Here is a 16,836-nt window from a genome sequence, read left to right as displayed (position 1 = left end):
ATCGAAAAAGGCGCCGACACGGCGCCAAGTGTTTTCAATCGCATTAATGATGGGACATGAGACGGCGATGCTCGCGTTCAAAAGAGCGATTTGTGACCACCTGTAATCCGGCTTGGCGAGCTTGTTCTGCTGCGATGTGGTTCTGCGTGCCAGGCTCGAACCATATGGCTTTTGCACCCGCGCGAATCGCGGCATCCGTAATCGCTGGAGCCTCTTGCGGATGAGCGACGACATTGACAATGTCGATCGGTTCCTCAATATCGGCGACGGAGGAGACCGTGATGTGACCCAATATCATATCGCGTGAGGTGTTGACAGGGAGCACCTTGTATCCCTGCGACTGCTGGTAGGCGGCGGCAGCGTATCCTTTGGTGGCAGGATCGGAAACTACACCGACGGAAGCGATCACTGCAGCATTCGCCATTAAATCAGTCAATGATTCATCAGACAGCATGTCAGACATCCTCCCCTTCCCGTTTGCTTCCCCACATAGTATGCCTTGTCCGGCAGATTCAAATCCCGCGGCCCGCACGGGCGTCCCATACGTCCACAAGGTTCGCGTAGAACTTAGACGCGGGCAGTTGCGCCTCGTGAAACATAAAACAGGGCCCCATTCACTCCGAACGGGGCCCTTCGCGCAACCGGTTGTGAAGTCGAGCGATTACACTTGGCGAAACGTGTGACAGCAGGTGTTGGCTGAGGACGGTGCACGATGCGTATTTCCCAAGTCGACCATGATTTCCTCGGCGATTTCTTCGTTGAAGTTGGCTTGCGCATTTTGGTCCACGGTCACCATGATGGCAGGTGCACTACAATTGTTGTCTTCTTTCCAGAAGTAGCAGTTTGACACACTACATTTCACGTTTACGTCCATCTAGTTTCCCTCCCCAAAATGACGATCGCGCACCTCACTGAATTCCAAGTTGCTTGCGCACGTCTTGATTCATCCGATCCGGCGTCCAAGGCGGATCGAATACGACATCGACTTTGACGTACTCCACACCGTTCACGGGTGCCACGGCGCCCTCGACGGCATCCAAGAATCCTTCATGAAGTGGGCAATCCGGCGTGGTCAACGTCATTTTGATGTTCACTTGCCCATCTCTTGGTTCGGAAATGTCGTAAATTAAGCCAAGGTCCACGACGTTGATCCCAATTTCCGGGTCCAACACGTGTGTCAACTGCTCTTTGACCTCCCCAAGGTCAACCATGTGCTTCCCTCCCCCGCGACGGCGTTTGTGACGTCTGGAGTATTTTCTGCCCTAGATTTCGATCTATCCTGGTGCAAAGTTCTACACATAAAGGGCCGCCTCAGAGTCAGTACAACTGACTTTGGGACAGCCCCTTGAGGTATTGTGGTCGCATACTACGCAGCGTTGCGACCAATGGACTACATCATGAAGATGGCCACGACCGTCGCACCGGCGAGACCGCAGATCACGGGGAGAAAGTTCCGCCTCGTGAGCTCCTCCGGATTGACACCCGTGACGCCTGCGACGTCGAGCACGCCCCAGGGAACGAGCGTGCCACCGCCGCTCCACACCGACCCCATCTGCCCAAGCGCGGCCAACACGGCAATGTTGGCACCAACAGGCGTCCCAAGGGCCTGAGCGAGCGTCCCCACGAGGACCAACCCGGAGAATCCCGACCCGTCCAGTCCAGCGATGACACCCACCAACACCACGATGATGGCCACCGTGACCATCGACAATGGAACGTGGGCCGCGAGGGCTTTGCCGAGATCGAACAAGTATCCCGGCGCACCTTTTCCAAGAATTTGCGGCGCGACATCAGGTGAGCCCATGAAGAAGAATCCAGCAATCGGAATCACTGGCGCAAATATTTTCATGGAAAACGTAAACCCATCTTGTACGTGTTTCATCACGGCTACGTGTGCCTGATTACGATGTTCTAAAAATGCGATGACGACGAATAACAACAGGCTCACCCCACCGATGAACGCCGTGGCATCATCGCCTTTGAGTCCCATCGTAATGGTGGTCACGATGGTGCCGACAAACGTGAGTGGGACGAGTACAGCTGCAATTTTTGCAGCAGGCGACGCCACGATGGTCTCTTTGAGCTCCATCTTTTTGGGCGTCGTGAGAACCCCCTTCGCGATATCGCGACGAAGTTTGAGGAATGCAAATACCGTAGCGATGACACCCGTTGTAATGACGAGCGGAATGCTGGCGTGAATGATTTGACCCACAGTGACCCCAGCGGCTGAGCTCGTCAATTTAGGAGCGCCTTGGATGACGAAGTCACCAGACAACGCAATCCCGTGACCGAACAGGTTCATGGCCATCGCCACGCCGATGACCGGGAGCCCCGCCCGAACGGCAATGGGCATCAACATGGGGCCTACCATCATGGTGTTGACCGTGCTCAAAACACGGACGATGTTTGCCGCGCGGGCACGACAAAGCCGCGCCTGTGGTTCCAGACGCGGCCAAGGGCGTTTCTTCATCGTACACGACTATTCCCGATTGGACGCAACTCCTGGCTTCTCCACCGGTAGAATCATGTCGATGATTCCGATGACGAGCGACGCGATGATGGCTCCAAGTACCGTCACCCTCATTCCCGGAACAATCCATTGGGCGACATACAGGATCACGACACTGACGATAAAGCCAATAATGCCGTGTCCGAAGCGATTTACTCGCGTCCGCCCAAATAAGGCTTCAATCCCCCATCCGATCAGCGCAACGACGATGGCTGCGATGACGGCTGACCCGAAGTTAGCGATGCGAAACCCGGGCACTAAAAACGCCACAAACTGATACACCAATGCCGATACGATAAAGCGAATAATCGTTCTGAGCCAGTTCATTTCGCTCCTCCTGTTGTTAAAGAAATCTCCAAATTCATTTTGACCATCGGCAGGAGAACTTATGTATCATGACGATTTTACATAGCAGTTGTGAAATCGCGCACAGTCATCCCCGTGGAAAACACAAAAAACCGCGCCTGGTCATCACCATCAGCAGACGCGGTTACATTTGAAACATCCCCGGGGTAAATAATATTTCGCAAACACACTTCCATTATCCATAGATATCCGCAGGTATCCGTAGAAGACCGTCACATTACATCATTTGGTCCTTGTAGCATAAATTTTCAGCGTTTCGGCGGACGGATTGAGGGCGAGTCCCAAGTGGTGATCGCGAAAGAATTTAAGCCCTAACAATCCAGGTTTCGAGAGATTTTTAATCACTACGCAAGGTACATTCCGGAACGACCTGGATGCAATTCTCACATTGCATTTGGATCGAAAGGCGTGCGTTGCGCCACCGACGCCAGCCACACCTACCGCACCAAGATTCGGCAATCTCAATTGACGGGCCACTTCCCCGTTGAAGATCAGCGTGGACGCCCCCGTATCCACAACGACCCGACGCACCTTCCGGCCGTTCACTGTCAGCGGGATGAAGAACAGGTCATTGACGAAGGTGCCTTGAAGTACGGCAATTGGTTTTGGCATCCAGATTCCCCCTGCACGATGTCTGACGTCGCGGTCCGTCCCTACCTGTAACTATATTCCGAATACTCGCATCGTGCGCAGAGATGCGGACACAAAGCCGGCGCATGCGAAATTCGTAAAGTCGTAAAGGTCTAACTGGACTATCTGTCGTCGACTGCGTGAGACGACCGGTGCGATGCCTGCCTCGCCTTACCAGATTTACCTTCCCCGTTCGCAACGACCAGGCGCTTTCCCTGCTCCCTGCCGACGCGGTCCCAGATCTTCTCGAGGATCAGCAAAGCCGCTTTGGCGTGGTCATCCGTCAACTCGCCGCGCACTTCAATCGTGATGGGTTGTGGTCTCATCTGTCTCCCCCTCATTCACGCTTATGCGGACGGTGATTGTCCGCTTGCCAGATCATTGCATAGCCACGGGCCCCCGGTTGTCATGAGTAAAACACCAAGCCTGTAAAATATGAAGATTGCTTCGATTCCAGGACGTTTCAGGACGCCCTGAAACTAGAGGTGGCGACGATGCGCACAGCCATTTACACACGCGTCTCGACAGACGTGCAAGCTGAGGAAGGATTCTCCCTCGATGCACAGCTCCATCGACTTCACTCGTATTGCGAATCACAGGGATGGTCGATTGTAGGCATTTACACGGACGAAGGGTTCTCCGCTAAGAACGTGCACCGTCCGCAGTTAGAGCGCATGTTAAACGACGCACAAGCTGGCAAAATAGACGTCGTCTTAGTCTATCGTCTGGATCGTCTCACGCGTAACGTGACCGACCTTCATCAACTCCTGGAGATCTTCGACAGGCATGGAGTGGGTTTTAAATCGGCCACCGAGGTGTTCGACACCACGACGGCCATGGGGCGATTGTTCATCACCATCGTGGCGGCGCTCGCACAGTGGGAACGTGAAAACTTAGGGGAACGGGTTCGGTTCGGACAAGCGGAAATGGTCCGCCAGGGCAGGTATTTCGGTCACACGCCGCCGTACGGATACGACCTCAAAGATGGCGTACTTTCCATCAATCCCGTGCAGGCCCCCGTGATTCGCCTCATCTTTGACCGCTATCTCGCCGGCGACGGAACGTCCAGACTCGCCAAGTACCTCAATGATTCGAAAAACAACATCCCGCGACCACGCGGATCTGACCAATGGTCAATGAAGGTCATCAACGCCATTCTGAAGAATCCTGTCTACTGCGGGTACGTTCGATATGGAAATCAACCTCGTAACAAGGCGGCGAATTACCAGCCAATTGTAGCCAAGAGCGACCACGAACGAATCGTTCAGGAGTACGAATGGCGTCGTGCTCAAGCGCTGATGGAACAGCGACGTACTGGGGGACCGCGAACAGGGACTGGGGTGCATCCGCTCGTTGGCATCCTCCGCTGTGGAAAATGTGGAGGTCCGATGGTGGGAAGAACGGAGCAAGCAGGCAAGTCCGGCCGAGTCACGCCCTATCACGGGTACATGTGCAACACGCGCCGGCATGCTCGGACGTGCGACATGAAGATGTGGAAACGAGACGTCATCGAAGGTGCACTGATTGACGAGTTGGACCGAACGGTACACGCGGCTCTGGAAAATAACTTCTATCCACCCCAAGTGGAGCAAAAAGACCACGCGCAGATTGAATCGCAACTGACCCTGATGAAGGCGCGTCGCCGCAAGTGGATGGACGCCTATGAACGAGATCTCATTTCCGCAGAGGACCTTCGCGACCGACTGAATGACCTCTCACGAACGGAGGATCAACTGAAATCGCGGCTCCATGCGCACGCTGCGCAAACCTCGCCCATCCGCCTCGATGAGTTTATCAGTATCAAAACGGCGTGGAATGTGGCCACCCCACTTGAGCGACGAGAGCTAATTCGCACAATGGTCGAAACCGCCTGGGTGTTCCCAGACGGCTCCGTGAAGGTGGATTTACGTAGTGATTTATAACCCCTTCGTAGTCGAGGGGGTGGGCCACACAAAGGCAGCGATGATCCCCTTTACGAGGCCAGTTCCCCAAAAGGCCGATGCAGGCCCACGAAACAAATTCTGAACCGGTCGCAAAAACAGCTGATCGGCACCGATGGATTCGAGTAGCCGAAGCAATGAGATCATGATGCCGATAATGAGGATGATCCCCAACAGCGTAGTTGCCGAAGCGATGGTGGCGTTAAACAGCACCTTTAACCCGGTGATAAAATTGTGCGAATAGACCCATCCCATCACCACTGTACCGATGATACAAAGCGGGATTACGCCTCGTCGAAGTGCCATGCCGACAATGACGAGAACGACAACTGTCAAGTACACCCAATGCGCTGCTGTGAGCATGCCATCCGCCTCTCCTCTTCTGGTTGACTTCTGCATCGTATGGGCGGATGACCCGATTGGTGCACGGCGTAACGGAACCACTACAGAGACAGCGCGGCCTGTGCAGCAGACAGTCTCGCCACAGGTACGCGGTACGGTGAACAACTCACGTAGTTCAGCCCCACGTTGTGAAAGAAGGAGATACTATCTGGGTCGCCCCCATGCTCGCCGCAAACCCCCAGTTTCAACGAGACTTTTTTGCTGCGCCCCTTGCGCCCTGCGATCTCGACGAGTTGACCCACGCCTTCTCTGTCTAGCGAGGCGAACGGGTTTTGAGGCAAGACTTTTTCCTGTACATACCACTGCAGGAACTTGCCCTCCGCGTCGTCACGAGAGTAACCGAACGTCGTCTGCGTGAGGTCGTTCGTCCCGAACGAGAAGAAATCAGCCGTGGGCGCAATTTCGTCCGCGGTCAGGGCCGCTCTCGGCACCTCAATCATCGTCCCAATCGGCACCAACAAATCCACACCTGCGTCGCGCGCGACGTCCGCCCCGACGCGCTCCACCAATTCCCGCATTCGCCGCAGCTCCTCGACGTGTCCGACGAGCGGGATCATGATCTCCGGACGAGGATTGCGACCCTCTTGAATTAGAGCTACGGTCGCCTCGAAAATGGCGCGCGCTTGCATTTCGTATACTTCCGGCATGGTCAGTCCCAGTCGACAGCCGCGATGTCCCAGCATCGGATTCATCTCGTGCAGGGTACGAACTTTGGAGAGCAAAACGGTGACGTCATTTAGCGCCAGCTTTGCATCGTCACTCGGCGCATACATCAACGTCGCCTTCAACTCGGCCTGCTTGGCGATAAGTTCCTCCATGTTGGGGAGAAACTCGTGCAGCGGTGGATCTAACAGGCGAATGGTGACCGGAAATCCGTCCATCGCTTGGAGAATGCCGTAAAAGTCGCCGCGTTGCATCGGCAATAGGCGCTCGAGCGCGTGAGCCCGTTCATCCAGCGACGATGCGAGAATCATCTGCTGCACCACCGGTAACCTGTCTGCGTCCATAAACATATGTTCCGTCCGGCACAATCCGATGCCCTCCGCCCCGAAGGAACGTGCTTTGGCGGCGTCGTCTGGCGTGTCCGCATTGGCCCGCACGCCGAGCCGGCGAACATCGTCCGCCCACTTCATCAGACATTCAAACGCTTCCGACATCTCCGGTGTGACGAGCTTGATTTCTCCCTCGAGAATTCGCCCAGACCCGCCGTCGATGGATAAAATGTCCCCTTCTGCGATGGTGTGTCCGCCAAGTCTGCACGTGCGCGACGCTTCGTCGATGACCAAATCGTCGCATCCGCACACGCACGGTTTCCCCATTCCCCGGGCAACCACCGCCGCGTGGCTGGTCATCCCGCCGCGACTCGTGAGAATTCCCTGAGCCATGACGATGCCGTGAATGTCTTCCGGCGTTGTTTCCGTGCGCACCAGAATCACCTTGGTTCCAGCTCGCCCGAGCTCTTCCGCGAGGTCGGCGTCGAACACCACCTGTCCGCTCGCCGCACCAGGCGAAGCCGGCAACCCGGTACCGAGAACGTTCTGCGGCGTGCTTTCGTCAATACTCGGATGCAGCAGCTGATCGATTTGTTCCGCGCTGACGCGTGCAATCGCTGTCATTTTGTCGATCACGCCCTCATGGACGAGATCGACCGCCACCTTCACAGCCGCTTGCGCGCTGCGCTTGGCAGACCTTGTCTGCAGCAAGTACAACTTACCCGATTCAATCGTGAACTCGATATCCTGAACGTCTTTGTAATGATTCTCAAGCCGCCGGCAGACGTCGACAAACGATTCGTAAATGACAGGCATCTCCTGCTGTAACGTGTGGATCTTCGACGGCGTGCGAATGCCTGCGACGACGTCCTCCCCCTGGGCGTTGATCAGGTATTCGCCAAACAGCTCGTTCTCGCCTGTGGATGGATTGCGGGTGAACGCGACCCCTGTCCCGGAGTCGTTTCCCATGTTTCCAAACACCATGGACTGAACGTTCACGGCCGTCCCCAGCGTGTCGGGAATGTGGTGCACCCGACGGTAGACAATCGCCCGAGCGTTCCGCCAGGAACGGAACACCGACCCGACGGCCATGTCGAGCTGAGTGTGCGGATCCATCGGGAATGGGGCGTCGCTCTCGCGTTCGACGAGCGCCAAATACTCGTCCACAACCTGCCTCCAGATCTCCGCGGTCGCCGCTTGATCCTCTGTCACGCCGTGAAGGCGCTTGATTCCCTGAAGAATGTGTTCGAACTGGTGATGGGGTATTCCCAATACAACATCTCCGAACATTTGGATAAATCTACGAAAGCTGTCATACGCGAAGCGAGGGTTGTTTGTGACTGTCACCAAGCCCTCCACCGTGTCGTGATTCAAGCCTAGGTTTAATACGGTGTCCATCATTCCTGGCATCGAGATAGGGGCTCCACTGCGAACCGACACCAACAGCGGCCTGCTCGCGTCGCCGAACCCCTTCCCAGTGCGCCGCTCAATCTCGCCGATGGCCGACTCGATTTGCGCTCGCATCTCGGAAGTCAACGTATCTCCGGCGTCTGTGTAGGCATGGCAGGCCTGCGTTGTGATGGTAAAGCCAGGCGGCACAGGCAAGCCGTGATTCGTCATATCCGCGAGGTTCGCCCCTTTTCCACCTAACAGCATCTTGTCGGGCTCTGTCACTTCGTCAAACAAATAGACCCATTTGCTCATATCCAATGATCCTCCTCGATTGGCAAGTAATTTTGAATGACGCTGGCGGTTTCCTCGACCGCTCTATCTGTCACGTCGATCACCGGGCAGCCAATTCGCTTCATCACGTCTGCAGCGTAGGCCAGTTCCTCCAAGATTCGCTCATCACTCGCATAATTCGCTTGACTTACGAGACCGAGCGCCTGCAATCGCTGTTTTCGGATGACGTGAAGGTTCTCAGGCCGGATGGTTAAGCCGATGACCTTGCCCCGGCCGCCGGCTTCAAACAGAAACGGCGGCGGTGTCACCTCGGGCACCAGAGGCACATTGGCCACGCGCAACTGTTTGTGGGCCAAGTACATGCTGAGCGGCGTTTTCGAGGTCCGGGAAACGCCGATGAGGATGACGTCCGCGCGGGCAAGCCCTCGTGGATCCCTCCCGTCGTCATACTTCACCGCGAATTCTACCGCCTCGACGCGGCGGTAATAATCCGCATCAAGCTGATGGACGACACCCGGACGGCCAATTGGAACTTGCCCGAGCAGACGCTCGAACGCGTTCAACATGGGACCCATGATGTCGACGACCTCTACCCCGTGTGCCGCCGCCTCGGCGAGAAGTGCGTCTCGCAGCGGACGTATCACAAATGTGAAGGCGATGAACGCTTCTTCCTCTTTTGCGCGCGATACGATGCGCTCAATTGTCTGTGTGTCCTTTACACCCGCATACTTTCGGTACATGACGTGCGACTCGTCGAACTGACTCGCGGCCGCCCTCGCCACAAACTCGGCCGTTTCGCCAATCGCATCTGATACAATGTAGACCGTCGGTTGAACACCACTCACCCGCAGTGCCTCCTTCTATCCGCTCTATACGCTGAACTTTTGGCCCAATTCCACGAACGCGCGCGTAATGGTGGTCTTCGAGATCCGACCGACAACCTTCGCGCCCTGCTCCGGCGTGTCGCTGACCCTGATGACGGGCAACGCGTCCACCTCGTGGCGGACCATCAGCAACGCGGCATCGTACAGGGAAGACTCGGGCGACACGGTGACGACGTGTGGCACTCTGGTCATGGCTAACGTCACCGGCAAAGATTTGGTATCTGAACCGCCGAGCGTCACCTTGAGGAGATCTTTGCGCGACAGCACCCCAACCAGATTTGCATTGTCCACCACGCACAGCGTTCCAACGTCCTCCAAAAACATCGTCACGGCCGCGTCGTACACCGAACATGACTCGCTAACCGACACGGGTACCGCTAAGAAGTCGGATACCGTGAGTTCGTGCAACACCGACAGCCGCGACTCCACTTCGTGTGATTGGTTGTAGGTATATCCAACACGTGGCCGAGCTCGCAACCGCCCCGTCATCGTCAAGACGGATAAGTCCGACCGAAGGGTGAGCTTCGAGACCCCCAGAGCATCGGCAATTTGCTCGCCCGTGATGGGCCCACGTTCCTGAACCAACTTCAGGATATCGGACTGCCTCTTCGTATACTCCAGAACCGATTCACCCCCACAAGTTCTTGTATCCAAATTATACACGCCAATCCATCCGTATGCACGTATTATTACGTATTATTTTTGATTGATACGCAACATTGATCAATCTAGATGGCTCCAGCGCGTAAGAACAATGAAATATAGAAACTACAGATAGTTTTGACAAATATGTTTGACTTGCATGTATCGGTCGTGTACGATGATGCCAATACCCATTTGCATGTTATCATACTGATAATGCATGAGCCGCGCGGTCTGGCCTCTAATGGGTCAGTACTCGGGCGGCTTTGTTTGTGCAAATGAATTTGTTAGTGCGTACGCACCATGGAGGAATCGGTATGCAGGAAGGTATCGTAAAATGGTTTAATTCGGAAAAAGGCTTTGGCTTCATCCAAGTCGAGGGCGGCGACGACGTGTTCGTTCACTTCAGCGCAATCCAAGGCAACGGCTTCAAGTCGCTTGACGAAGGTCAACGCGTGTCCTTTGACATCGTCGAAGGACCAAAGGGCCCGCAGGCAGCAAACGTTGTAAAATACTAATTCGTATCAAGGGGCCATCCCAAAGCCATCGTCGACGATGGCTCGGGATGGCCCCTTTCTATGTTCAGCAGGTCGCACCCAGCAGGACGGTCAGAGGACTAGAAGGTCTTTCCGTTCTATCGTTCGTCGAGTGCGTGGGCGCGCGTGTCGCCGTTTCGCGATCCACCCTTGCCTCGCACCAAACTACTACCCTATCCTCCTGAAACAGTCCCTTGATAAGGTTGGTATTTTCCACGACTCGTTCGCCAAAACTATTTCTACACCTTTGTATTTGCTACTCTGAACCGTTAAACTTAAGAAGTGACTTCATGGAACTTTGGAAGGAGTACCCTCTATGATCCCACTCCTACTTGGCCTGATAGCGGGTCTGATCGGAGTTGTCGAAAGTCTGATTAAAATGGCGGAGAACTACGGGAACTACCCTGGCGTGAACTACCACACCATCGGTATGCTCGTCGTGTCTGCAGTGAGTGTATTTGCGACGTTGATGGCTCGGCGCACCCCGAAACTCAGTGGCGTCATCATGATTGTCGCTGCAGTTCTCGGCTTTATTTTCGTGACGTTCTCGTACCTTCCTTCGGGTGTCCTGCTGTTGCTCTCTGGCGTGGTCAGCTTGTTTAGCAGTCCTGAAGTGGGCGAGCAGCGAACGAGTAACTCGTAACGCGAACAAGACGCCTCAGCAACCCGAGGCGTCTGTTGTCGCGCAGACAACATAATATAGAGGCGCACACAGTGCGGCTCTGCTTAGATTTCTGGCAATTCGCGTACATCTTGTGTCATGGGCGACTGGCAAATCGGGCATCGGGGTTCTGCATCAAAGGAAAAATTTTGACGCATCCAGACGTTACACGTGTCGCTGGTACAGGACCACACCGGGGTTTCGACGTTTGGAACCACTTCGTCATTGCGTTTGCCAAACATGCACTACATCTCCTTACCATCTCAGGGTCGCGAAGCGAGGACACTCCAGGAGTACGTTGTGTAACATGATAAAGGAAGCGACCCCCAAGTAGACGAGAGTCGCAGGCAAATACACAATCAGTTTACCAATTTCAGTATACCACAAACGAACGGCAATCGAAACCACTGGTGCGCGGAGATCCGAGTCCAGTATGCTATCCATTTACGGCCCATTCCATCGCCGTTTGCCCAAAGCTACCCGTCCCTCGGCTTTATAGCCAGGCCCCATACTCGCTCGAGTGGCCGAGGGCTGCACGCGTTTCCTCGACGATTTGCTCAATCGCCTGCCCCGCTGGTACCACGGAAGAGATGAGGCCGACGCTCTGCCCCGCGTACAGGTAGCCCTCGTCTGTTCTCCCTTCAATTGCGGCCAGCCGGTTTCTCTCGCCAGTCATGAGCGGACGAAGCTTTAGGCCAGAGGGATCCGCTCGTTCCACGTCTAATGCCGCCGCCACGTAATCGTTCTTCAGAACACGCGTACTCACACCGAGCGTCCGCTCAAGCACCACCGTCCCGTCGTCACCCGCCTGAACCAGCAGGTCCTTGTAGCGCTCATGGGCCTCGCACTCCACGGTCGCCACAAACCGTGTACCCATTTGCACGCCCTGCGCTCCAAGCATGAAAGCGGCCGCGATTTGCCTGCCACTCGCAACTCCACCGGCCGCAACGACTGGCACCTCTGCAATTTCGGCGACTTGCGGTACGAGTGTGAAAACCGTGTTTTCCAACGGGCTGTCATGCCCCCCTGCCTCAAACCCTTCACAAATGAGAATGTCCGCGCCAGCCTCTTGCGCCCGGCGCGCCTGGCGAACAGTCGCCACGACCAATAACACCTTAAGACCGGCCGCTTTCAAACCTGGCACAAACGGTCGCGGGTCTCCCGCCGAAAGACTGACTGACACGATGTTTGCGGCCTCTTCGAGTGCAACTTGAATGTAAGGGGAATTGTCCGTGTGTCGACTGACGGGGATATTTACGCCAAACGGTTTGTCCGTCAGGGACTTCGCCACGTGAATCTGCTCGCGAAACGCCTCCGGAGTCCTGCCCGCGGCACCTACCTGCCCGAGCCCGCCCGCGCTCGAGACAGCCGCCGCCAACCTTCCGTTTGCGACGTAGGCCAACCCTCCTTGGATGATCGGATAGCGGATCTGTAACACACGCGTCAATGAATTACGTAACAAGCGCGCTACCTCCTGTTCGACTCACACGAACACACGAGTCTTCACGTCGATGAAATACAGTGATGGTTCCATAAAAAAGTCTGCCACACAAACCGTGTGACAGACAAGGTGAGGGCTTGAAGATTCACTCGAAGAAATTGCGACGACAAAGCCGCAGGAATGGCATTCGATTCGAGCTTCTCCACGGGTTTTATGATACGAGCTGTGATTCGAAATCCCCTTGAAGACTACTCAGATTGTTCCCCATCCTCCAAATTGAGGATTTTCGTCCCGCCTAGATAGACAACCCCATCACTGGTGCCGGCAAAATACACGTCGCGAATTTGTTCTTGTGTAATTTCGTTTCCGTCCAGCTCTTCTGCATCAGAAGGTGCACCAAAGGACGGTTCCATGTCGAAGTTGTCGTTCGTCGGTCTCTCTTCCATCGTGAATCCCCCAATCTCGGCCTCTACGAATCTCATCCATTCGTCGAAGGGCGGTTTGGGGTAGTTTTTGCTTCAAATCGTCATTTTACAACCTAATATGTGGATGTTGAGACACAAGTGTAATGAAGTTTATCGTTCGGTTCCGCCAAACTGTCCCGTGACAAATCGTGCACCCCGTTCCCAAGGCGCTCCACCTGTCGGCATCCGATGAAATCTACGATCCCCTCGCTCGCCGCCTCTTCCAGTCTCCCCTGAGTACCCTTGCCCGAAAGAGGAGGCACCTACGTCCTCCGTCACCGTGGAGAACGACTCCCCATCGGAACCAAGGCTAGACGGTGCGATCAACAATTGTCCCTCGTCGGTGACCAGCGCCATAGGCACCACCTGGTTGGCGCTATCGTTCAGAGCCTGCCCGTCGACAGTCGCCGAACGGAAGTTCACTGTACCGGCGTTGGCGAGAGGATATAATTGCCCGTTCATGTCCGACGGATCTTCACTGATCCACTCTGCGGATGACCCAATGCCTTCTGCATAACTGCTTGTCAACGTAACCGGGATGGTCTTCGACTGGGTCTGCCCCGTCGAGGACTTCGCCGTAATGGTCACGTCCCAATTGCTCCCAGATACCTGTTTAATACTCGCGTCTATGGTCGATCCCGCCGACACCGTCATCACGTTTTGCGCAGCACTGGGGAGTTTTTCCCAAAACACGGTATCGACGGTGGTCCCACCTTGCACTTGTTCCATCGTTCCTACTTGTAACAAATCGTCGGAGGAGACCCCGCCAAGCCCTATCCATTGCGCCGCGACTCCCTGAGATCCGCTGGAAATGGTCGGTACCGTCCACGAACCGCTCACACTTGTGTACAGATCGGACGACGTGGCAGGGTTCGTCACATAACCCGCCCAGTTGCCTGACGCTTGTGTGTCGCCAGGCAAGTCAGTCGAGCTTGACGAAGCCGGACTCGTCGAACTCGTAATGCTAGATGGAGTAGAGCTCGTAGTTTCAGAAGATGGGTACGGGTACCCTTGAAAACCGGGGCCGTCTTCACCCCAATTGCCCCGCTCAAAATGGTTGTGGGACAGATACATGTCTGCCGCGCTTCCCTTAGAAGTAAAGACAGCCAAGTGGCTGCTTGCGTATCCATACCCACCAGCCGCCAATCCTGCGAACGTGAGGACACAAAGCGCCGCTTTGCGTGTAGGCTTACGTGTGTGCTTCACTGGTGTATTCCTCCATACACTGCGAACTAATTTACAGTAGAAACTATAGAATTTGATAATTGAAGTAGGCTCGAAATCGCGTACCGCGATCTAATAAGTTACATTCCACAGTTGTCGCGTCCGATCCTCCAAATTCAAGAATTCCGGTTTTCTGGCTCAACTGTAAATCGGTCCGATTGTTTAGAAATTCCCGTTGGCAAATACAATCTTTACGATTCACCGAGGCGGTTGACGGTACATCGACCAAGCCCGACTTGGACATGTTATGGCCACACGGGTTCGTTACCGGGTCAAGATGTATCACCAAAATGTCACTTTGAGAAAAGTTGGGTGATTGCGTTGCAAGCCAATAAAAAGTTAGACCTTGTGTCATTGGCGTCCATCCCGCTCATCATGACGCTCGGCAACTCAATGCTCATCCCCGTTCTCCCGGAAATGGAGCGACAGCTGAAAATCGGATCTCTACAGGTGAGCATGATCATCACGGTTTACTCTGTAGTCGCCATTTTTCTCATCCCTGTCGCCGGATACATGTCTGACCAGTACGGTCGCAAGAAGATCATCATTCCGAGCCTCATCATCACAGCTATCGGCGGCCTCGTCTCGGGGCTGGCCGCATGGTTCTTGAAGGACAGCTATTGGGTAATCCTGATTGGCCGATTGCTGCAGGGAATTGGTGCCGCAGGCGCTTTCCCAATTGTCTTACCGCTCGTCGGGGACATGTTTAAGAGCGACGACGACGTCAGTCAAGGATTGGGCATTATCGAAACCGCCAATACGTTCGGGAAGGTGTTGAGCCCTATCTTGGGCGCCACACTGGCCCTTGTAGTCTGGTATCTCCCGTTTTTGTCGATACCGGTATTTTGTCTGGTCTCTGTCGTGCTCGTGGCGTGGTTGGTCAAAGTTCCGAGAAGGGCCGACCAAAAAAAGGTGAAATTCCGCGAATTTCTCTCGTCGATGAAACAGATCTTTGCGCAGAAGGGCCGATGGCTAGTCGCCATTTTTACCATAGGCGGAATCAGCATGTTTGTGATCTTCGGTTCCATGTTCTACCTGTCGTCCAAACTCGAAGACGATTTTCACATCAAAGGCGTGCTCAAGGGACTCATCCTGGCGATTCCCCTTCTGGCGCTTTGTATTACGTCGTTCATCACAGGCAAATACATTCAAGATAACAAACGACTGATGAAGTGGCTCTCGTTTACCGGATGCGTCGTGCAGACGGCGGCCATTACCGCTGGCGCCACCGTAGACAACATCTATTTGCTAGTCAGCGCCCTCTTCTTAGGCGGTGCGGGCATCGGCCTGGTATTGCCATGTTTGGATTCGCTGATCACAGGGGGGATCGACAAAGAGGAACGTGGGACAGTCACCTCGCTGTATAGCAGCGTGCGCTACATTGGAGTCGCAGCTGGGCCGCCGGCGGTGTCCCTCCTGTCGAAAGTGTCGCACCAGGCGGTATTCTATAGTATCAGTGGACTGTGTGCCATATCGGCGGTACTTTCGCTATTTGCTATCAAGCCTGGAACGAACGCGCAGAAAACCGAAAATGTACAGCACTTCGATTCCGTGCACCGTGGTACTGGGCGAAGCAAATCCACCAAACCAGGGCCTGCATAGGCCGTTTAGGTGTGTAGATACGTCACGAAATCGCGAATCTCTGCGTTCAAAGTCTCGGCCGCCTTGGTCGGGACTTGATGACTGACCCCAGGAATAATCACCTTTGTAGCATTAGGAAGACACTGCGAAAGCAAGTCCCGGTAACGAAACAGACGTACGTCTTTGGCCCCGAAAATCAGCCGGATGGGCATGCCAATTTCAGCGAGTCGTTCCGTACATTGATACGTCAGCGCCTCGCGAAACAGATCGATCACGTTGCGCCGGTTTGACGCCACACCTGTGCGGTACATATTTCGCAGCGCGCGCACCGTGTCCGCGTTTGCGAGCGCCAGACAGAACGCCAACGTGTGCATTCCACTATGCTCCACGAGCTGAAGTGCCGTGTTCAGTTCGGTCTTCAGGCGAAGGTCGGAGACTTCTGAAAACGTACTTACAGGCACAGCGCCGTAAGCGCGACTCGGATACTTGCTCAGGAATTCGAGCACTATCTGGCCTGCCAACGAATACCCGACGAGGACTGCGCGGTCAATGTTGAGTTCATCCATCAATGCTCGGATATCATCCACTATAATACTGTATGACAAGTATTCCTTCGAAACGTCGCTTCGCGCGTGGCCACGAAGTTCCACCAGGATCACATCGAAATGCCTAGATAACTCGATGGCCTGTTTGTAGAATACGAACGTTCCCACCATCGGCGGCGGAATAAAGATAACCGGTACTCCTTGTCCAATCCGGTGGTATGCGATGTGGATGCCGTTGACGAACGCAATAGGCACGTGTTTACCTCTCTCCCCAAACAGGTCTTGCCTGCATAACGTAATTACGTTCAGAGTACCCAGTTTGGCCAAATTTTACGT

General features: G+C 54.8%; 20 protein-coding genes. 4 read left to right on the top strand and 16 right to left on the bottom strand.

Annotation, left to right across the window (positions count from 1 at the left end):
* Window positions 1–43: 43 nt before the first annotated feature.
* From NZD89_RS08035 to NZD89_RS08005, 7 genes are all read right to left on the bottom strand, one after another.
* Window positions 44–454 carry a CoA-binding protein gene (locus NZD89_RS08035; RefSeq protein ID WP_268007213.1) on the bottom strand — a complete coding sequence of 137 codons (411 nt, stop codon included), beginning with the start codon at window positions 452–454 and terminating at the stop codon, window positions 44–46.
* Between the two features lie 207 nt (window positions 455–661).
* Window positions 662–874, bottom strand: coding sequence for a DUF1540 domain-containing protein (locus tag NZD89_RS08030; RefSeq protein WP_268007212.1), 213 nt, complete (start codon window positions 872–874; stop codon window positions 662–664).
* Between the two features lie 34 nt (window positions 875–908).
* Complete coding sequence (locus tag NZD89_RS08025; protein WP_268007211.1) at window positions 909–1,211, bottom strand: metal-sulfur cluster assembly factor; 303 nt, start codon at window positions 1,209–1,211, stop codon at window positions 909–911.
* Window positions 1,212–1,390: 179 nt separating this feature from the next.
* The gene (locus NZD89_RS08020) at window positions 1,391–2,470 is read right to left on the bottom strand and encodes a hypothetical protein (protein ID WP_268007210.1); all 1,080 of its coding nucleotides are present in this window, start codon (window positions 2,468–2,470) and stop codon (window positions 1,391–1,393) included.
* Window positions 2,471–2,479: 9 nt separating this feature from the next.
* Window positions 2,480–2,836 (bottom strand): phage holin family protein, encoded by a 357-nt coding sequence (locus NZD89_RS08015; RefSeq protein WP_268007209.1) that lies wholly within the window; start codon window positions 2,834–2,836, stop codon window positions 2,480–2,482.
* A gap of 261 nt (window positions 2,837–3,097) precedes the next feature.
* A complete protein-coding gene (locus tag NZD89_RS08010; RefSeq protein ID WP_268007208.1) occupies window positions 3,098–3,487 on the bottom strand; it encodes a retropepsin-like aspartic protease in 390 nt (129 codons plus the stop codon).
* Window positions 3,488–3,627: 140 nt separating this feature from the next.
* Window positions 3,628–3,831, bottom strand: coding sequence for a hypothetical protein (locus tag NZD89_RS08005; protein ID WP_268007207.1), 204 nt, complete (start codon window positions 3,829–3,831; stop codon window positions 3,628–3,630).
* 168 nt (window positions 3,832–3,999) lie between these two features.
* On the opposite strand from NZD89_RS08005, the gene NZD89_RS08000 reads away from it, so the two are divergent.
* Window positions 4,000–5,427: a recombinase family protein gene (locus NZD89_RS08000; RefSeq protein ID WP_268007206.1), complete on the top strand. Its 1,428-nt coding sequence runs from the start codon at window positions 4,000–4,002 to the stop codon at window positions 5,425–5,427.
* On the opposite strand, the gene NZD89_RS07995 is transcribed toward NZD89_RS08000, so the two are convergent.
* The 4 genes from NZD89_RS07995 to NZD89_RS07980 all read right to left on the bottom strand — a co-directional run bounded on the left by NZD89_RS07995 (window position 5,422) and on the right by NZD89_RS07980 (window position 10,069).
* The gene (locus NZD89_RS07995) at window positions 5,422–5,808 is read right to left on the bottom strand and encodes a hypothetical protein (RefSeq protein WP_268007205.1); all 387 of its coding nucleotides are present in this window, start codon (window positions 5,806–5,808) and stop codon (window positions 5,422–5,424) included. The two genes, NZD89_RS08000 and NZD89_RS07995, sit on opposite strands and share 6 nt — an antisense overlap.
* A gap of 80 nt (window positions 5,809–5,888) precedes the next feature.
* A complete protein-coding gene (gene ppdK / locus NZD89_RS07990) occupies window positions 5,889–8,543 on the bottom strand; it encodes a pyruvate, phosphate dikinase (RefSeq protein ID WP_268007204.1) in 2,655 nt (884 codons plus the stop codon).
* Window positions 8,540–9,373 (bottom strand): pyruvate, water dikinase regulatory protein, encoded by an 834-nt coding sequence (locus NZD89_RS07985; protein ID WP_431308759.1) that lies wholly within the window; start codon window positions 9,371–9,373, stop codon window positions 8,540–8,542. Before NZD89_RS07985 ends, ppdK begins: the two co-directional genes overlap by 4 nt.
* Window positions 9,374–9,391: 18 nt before the next feature.
* On the bottom strand, window positions 9,392–10,069 hold the full coding sequence (locus tag NZD89_RS07980) for a helix-turn-helix transcriptional regulator (protein WP_268007202.1): 678 nt from the start codon (window positions 10,067–10,069) through the stop codon (window positions 9,392–9,394).
* A 296-nt stretch (window positions 10,070–10,365) separates the two neighbouring features.
* Between NZD89_RS07980 and NZD89_RS07975 the strand changes: the two genes are divergently transcribed.
* Window positions 10,366–10,566 carry a cold-shock protein gene (locus tag NZD89_RS07975; protein WP_268007201.1) on the top strand — a complete coding sequence of 67 codons (201 nt, stop codon included), beginning with the start codon at window positions 10,366–10,368 and terminating at the stop codon, window positions 10,564–10,566.
* Window positions 10,567–10,900: 334 nt separating this feature from the next.
* Entirely contained in the window at window positions 10,901–11,227 is a 327-nt protein-coding gene (locus NZD89_RS07970) for a hypothetical protein (RefSeq protein WP_268007200.1), read from the top strand.
* Window positions 11,228–11,310: 83 nt separating this feature from the next.
* On the opposite strand, the gene NZD89_RS07965 is transcribed toward NZD89_RS07970, so the two are convergent.
* The 4 genes from NZD89_RS07965 to NZD89_RS07950 form a co-directional block, all read right to left on the bottom strand.
* The gene (locus NZD89_RS07965) at window positions 11,311–11,487 is read right to left on the bottom strand and encodes a cold-shock protein (RefSeq protein WP_268007199.1); all 177 of its coding nucleotides are present in this window, start codon (window positions 11,485–11,487) and stop codon (window positions 11,311–11,313) included.
* A 251-nt stretch (window positions 11,488–11,738) separates the two neighbouring features.
* A complete protein-coding gene (locus NZD89_RS07960) occupies window positions 11,739–12,707 on the bottom strand; it encodes an NAD(P)H-dependent flavin oxidoreductase (protein ID WP_268007198.1) in 969 nt (322 codons plus the stop codon).
* 227 nt (window positions 12,708–12,934) lie between these two features.
* Entirely contained in the window at window positions 12,935–13,132 is a 198-nt protein-coding gene (locus tag NZD89_RS07955) for a hypothetical protein (protein WP_268007196.1), read from the bottom strand.
* Between the two features lie 129 nt (window positions 13,133–13,261).
* A complete protein-coding gene (locus NZD89_RS07950; RefSeq protein WP_268007195.1) occupies window positions 13,262–14,356 on the bottom strand; it encodes a G1 family glutamic endopeptidase in 1,095 nt (364 codons plus the stop codon).
* Window positions 14,357–14,686: 330 nt separating this feature from the next.
* On the opposite strand from NZD89_RS07950, the gene bcbE reads away from it, so the two are divergent.
* A complete protein-coding gene (gene bcbE / locus NZD89_RS07945; protein ID WP_326492920.1) occupies window positions 14,687–15,976 on the top strand; it encodes a bacillibactin exporter BcbE in 1,290 nt (429 codons plus the stop codon).
* Window positions 15,977–15,981: 5 nt separating this feature from the next.
* Here bcbE and NZD89_RS07940 read toward each other — a convergent pair whose 3' ends face one another.
* Window positions 15,982–16,755: an alpha/beta fold hydrolase gene (locus NZD89_RS07940; protein ID WP_268007194.1), complete on the bottom strand. Its 774-nt coding sequence runs from the start codon at window positions 16,753–16,755 to the stop codon at window positions 15,982–15,984.
* Between the last annotated feature and the right edge of the window lie 81 nt (window positions 16,756–16,836).

The sequence above is a fragment of the Alicyclobacillus fastidiosus genome (assembly GCF_026651875.1).
Lineage (GTDB): Bacteria > Bacillota > Bacilli > Alicyclobacillales > Alicyclobacillaceae > Alicyclobacillus > Alicyclobacillus fastidiosus.
Note: the sequence above shows the minus strand (reverse complement) of the source record. Positions and strands in the feature narration are given on the sequence as shown.

What these genes read in the sequence shown, in the direction of transcription:
- NZD89_RS08035 (WP_268007213.1), bottom strand. Translation starts at nt 454, where the DNA reads ATGCTGTCTGATGAATCATTGACTGATTTAATGGCGAATGCTGCAGTG.
- NZD89_RS08030 (WP_268007212.1), bottom strand. Translation starts at nt 874, where the DNA reads ATGGACGTAAACGTGAAATGTAGTGTGTCAAACTGCTACTTCTGGAAA.
- NZD89_RS08025 (WP_268007211.1), bottom strand. Translation starts at nt 1,211, where the DNA reads ATGGTTGACCTTGGGGAGGTCAAAGAGCAGTTGACACACGTGTTGGAC.
- NZD89_RS08020 (WP_268007210.1), bottom strand. Translation starts at nt 2,470, where the DNA reads ATGAAGAAACGCCCTTGGCCGCGTCTGGAACCACAGGCGCGGCTTTGT.
- NZD89_RS08015 (WP_268007209.1), bottom strand. Translation starts at nt 2,836, where the DNA reads ATGAACTGGCTCAGAACGATTATTCGCTTTATCGTATCGGCATTGGTG.
- NZD89_RS08010 (WP_268007208.1), bottom strand. Translation starts at nt 3,487, where the DNA reads ATGCCAAAACCAATTGCCGTACTTCAAGGCACCTTCGTCAATGACCTG.
- NZD89_RS08005 (WP_268007207.1), bottom strand. Translation starts at nt 3,831, where the DNA reads ATGAGACCACAACCCATCACGATTGAAGTGCGCGGCGAGTTGACGGAT.
- NZD89_RS08000 (WP_268007206.1), top strand. Translation starts at nt 4,000, where the DNA reads ATGCGCACAGCCATTTACACACGCGTCTCGACAGACGTGCAAGCTGAG.
- NZD89_RS07995 (WP_268007205.1), bottom strand. Translation starts at nt 5,808, where the DNA reads ATGCTCACAGCAGCGCATTGGGTGTACTTGACAGTTGTCGTTCTCGTC.
- ppdK (WP_268007204.1), bottom strand. Translation starts at nt 8,543, where the DNA reads ATGAGCAAATGGGTCTATTTGTTTGACGAAGTGACAGAGCCCGACAAG.
- NZD89_RS07975 (WP_268007201.1), top strand. Translation starts at nt 10,366, where the DNA reads ATGCAGGAAGGTATCGTAAAATGGTTTAATTCGGAAAAAGGCTTTGGC.
- NZD89_RS07970 (WP_268007200.1), top strand. Translation starts at nt 10,901, where the DNA reads ATGATCCCACTCCTACTTGGCCTGATAGCGGGTCTGATCGGAGTTGTC.
- NZD89_RS07965 (WP_268007199.1), bottom strand. Translation starts at nt 11,487, where the DNA reads ATGTTTGGCAAACGCAATGACGAAGTGGTTCCAAACGTCGAAACCCCG.
- NZD89_RS07955 (WP_268007196.1), bottom strand. Translation starts at nt 13,132, where the DNA reads ATGGAAGAGAGACCGACGAACGACAACTTCGACATGGAACCGTCCTTT.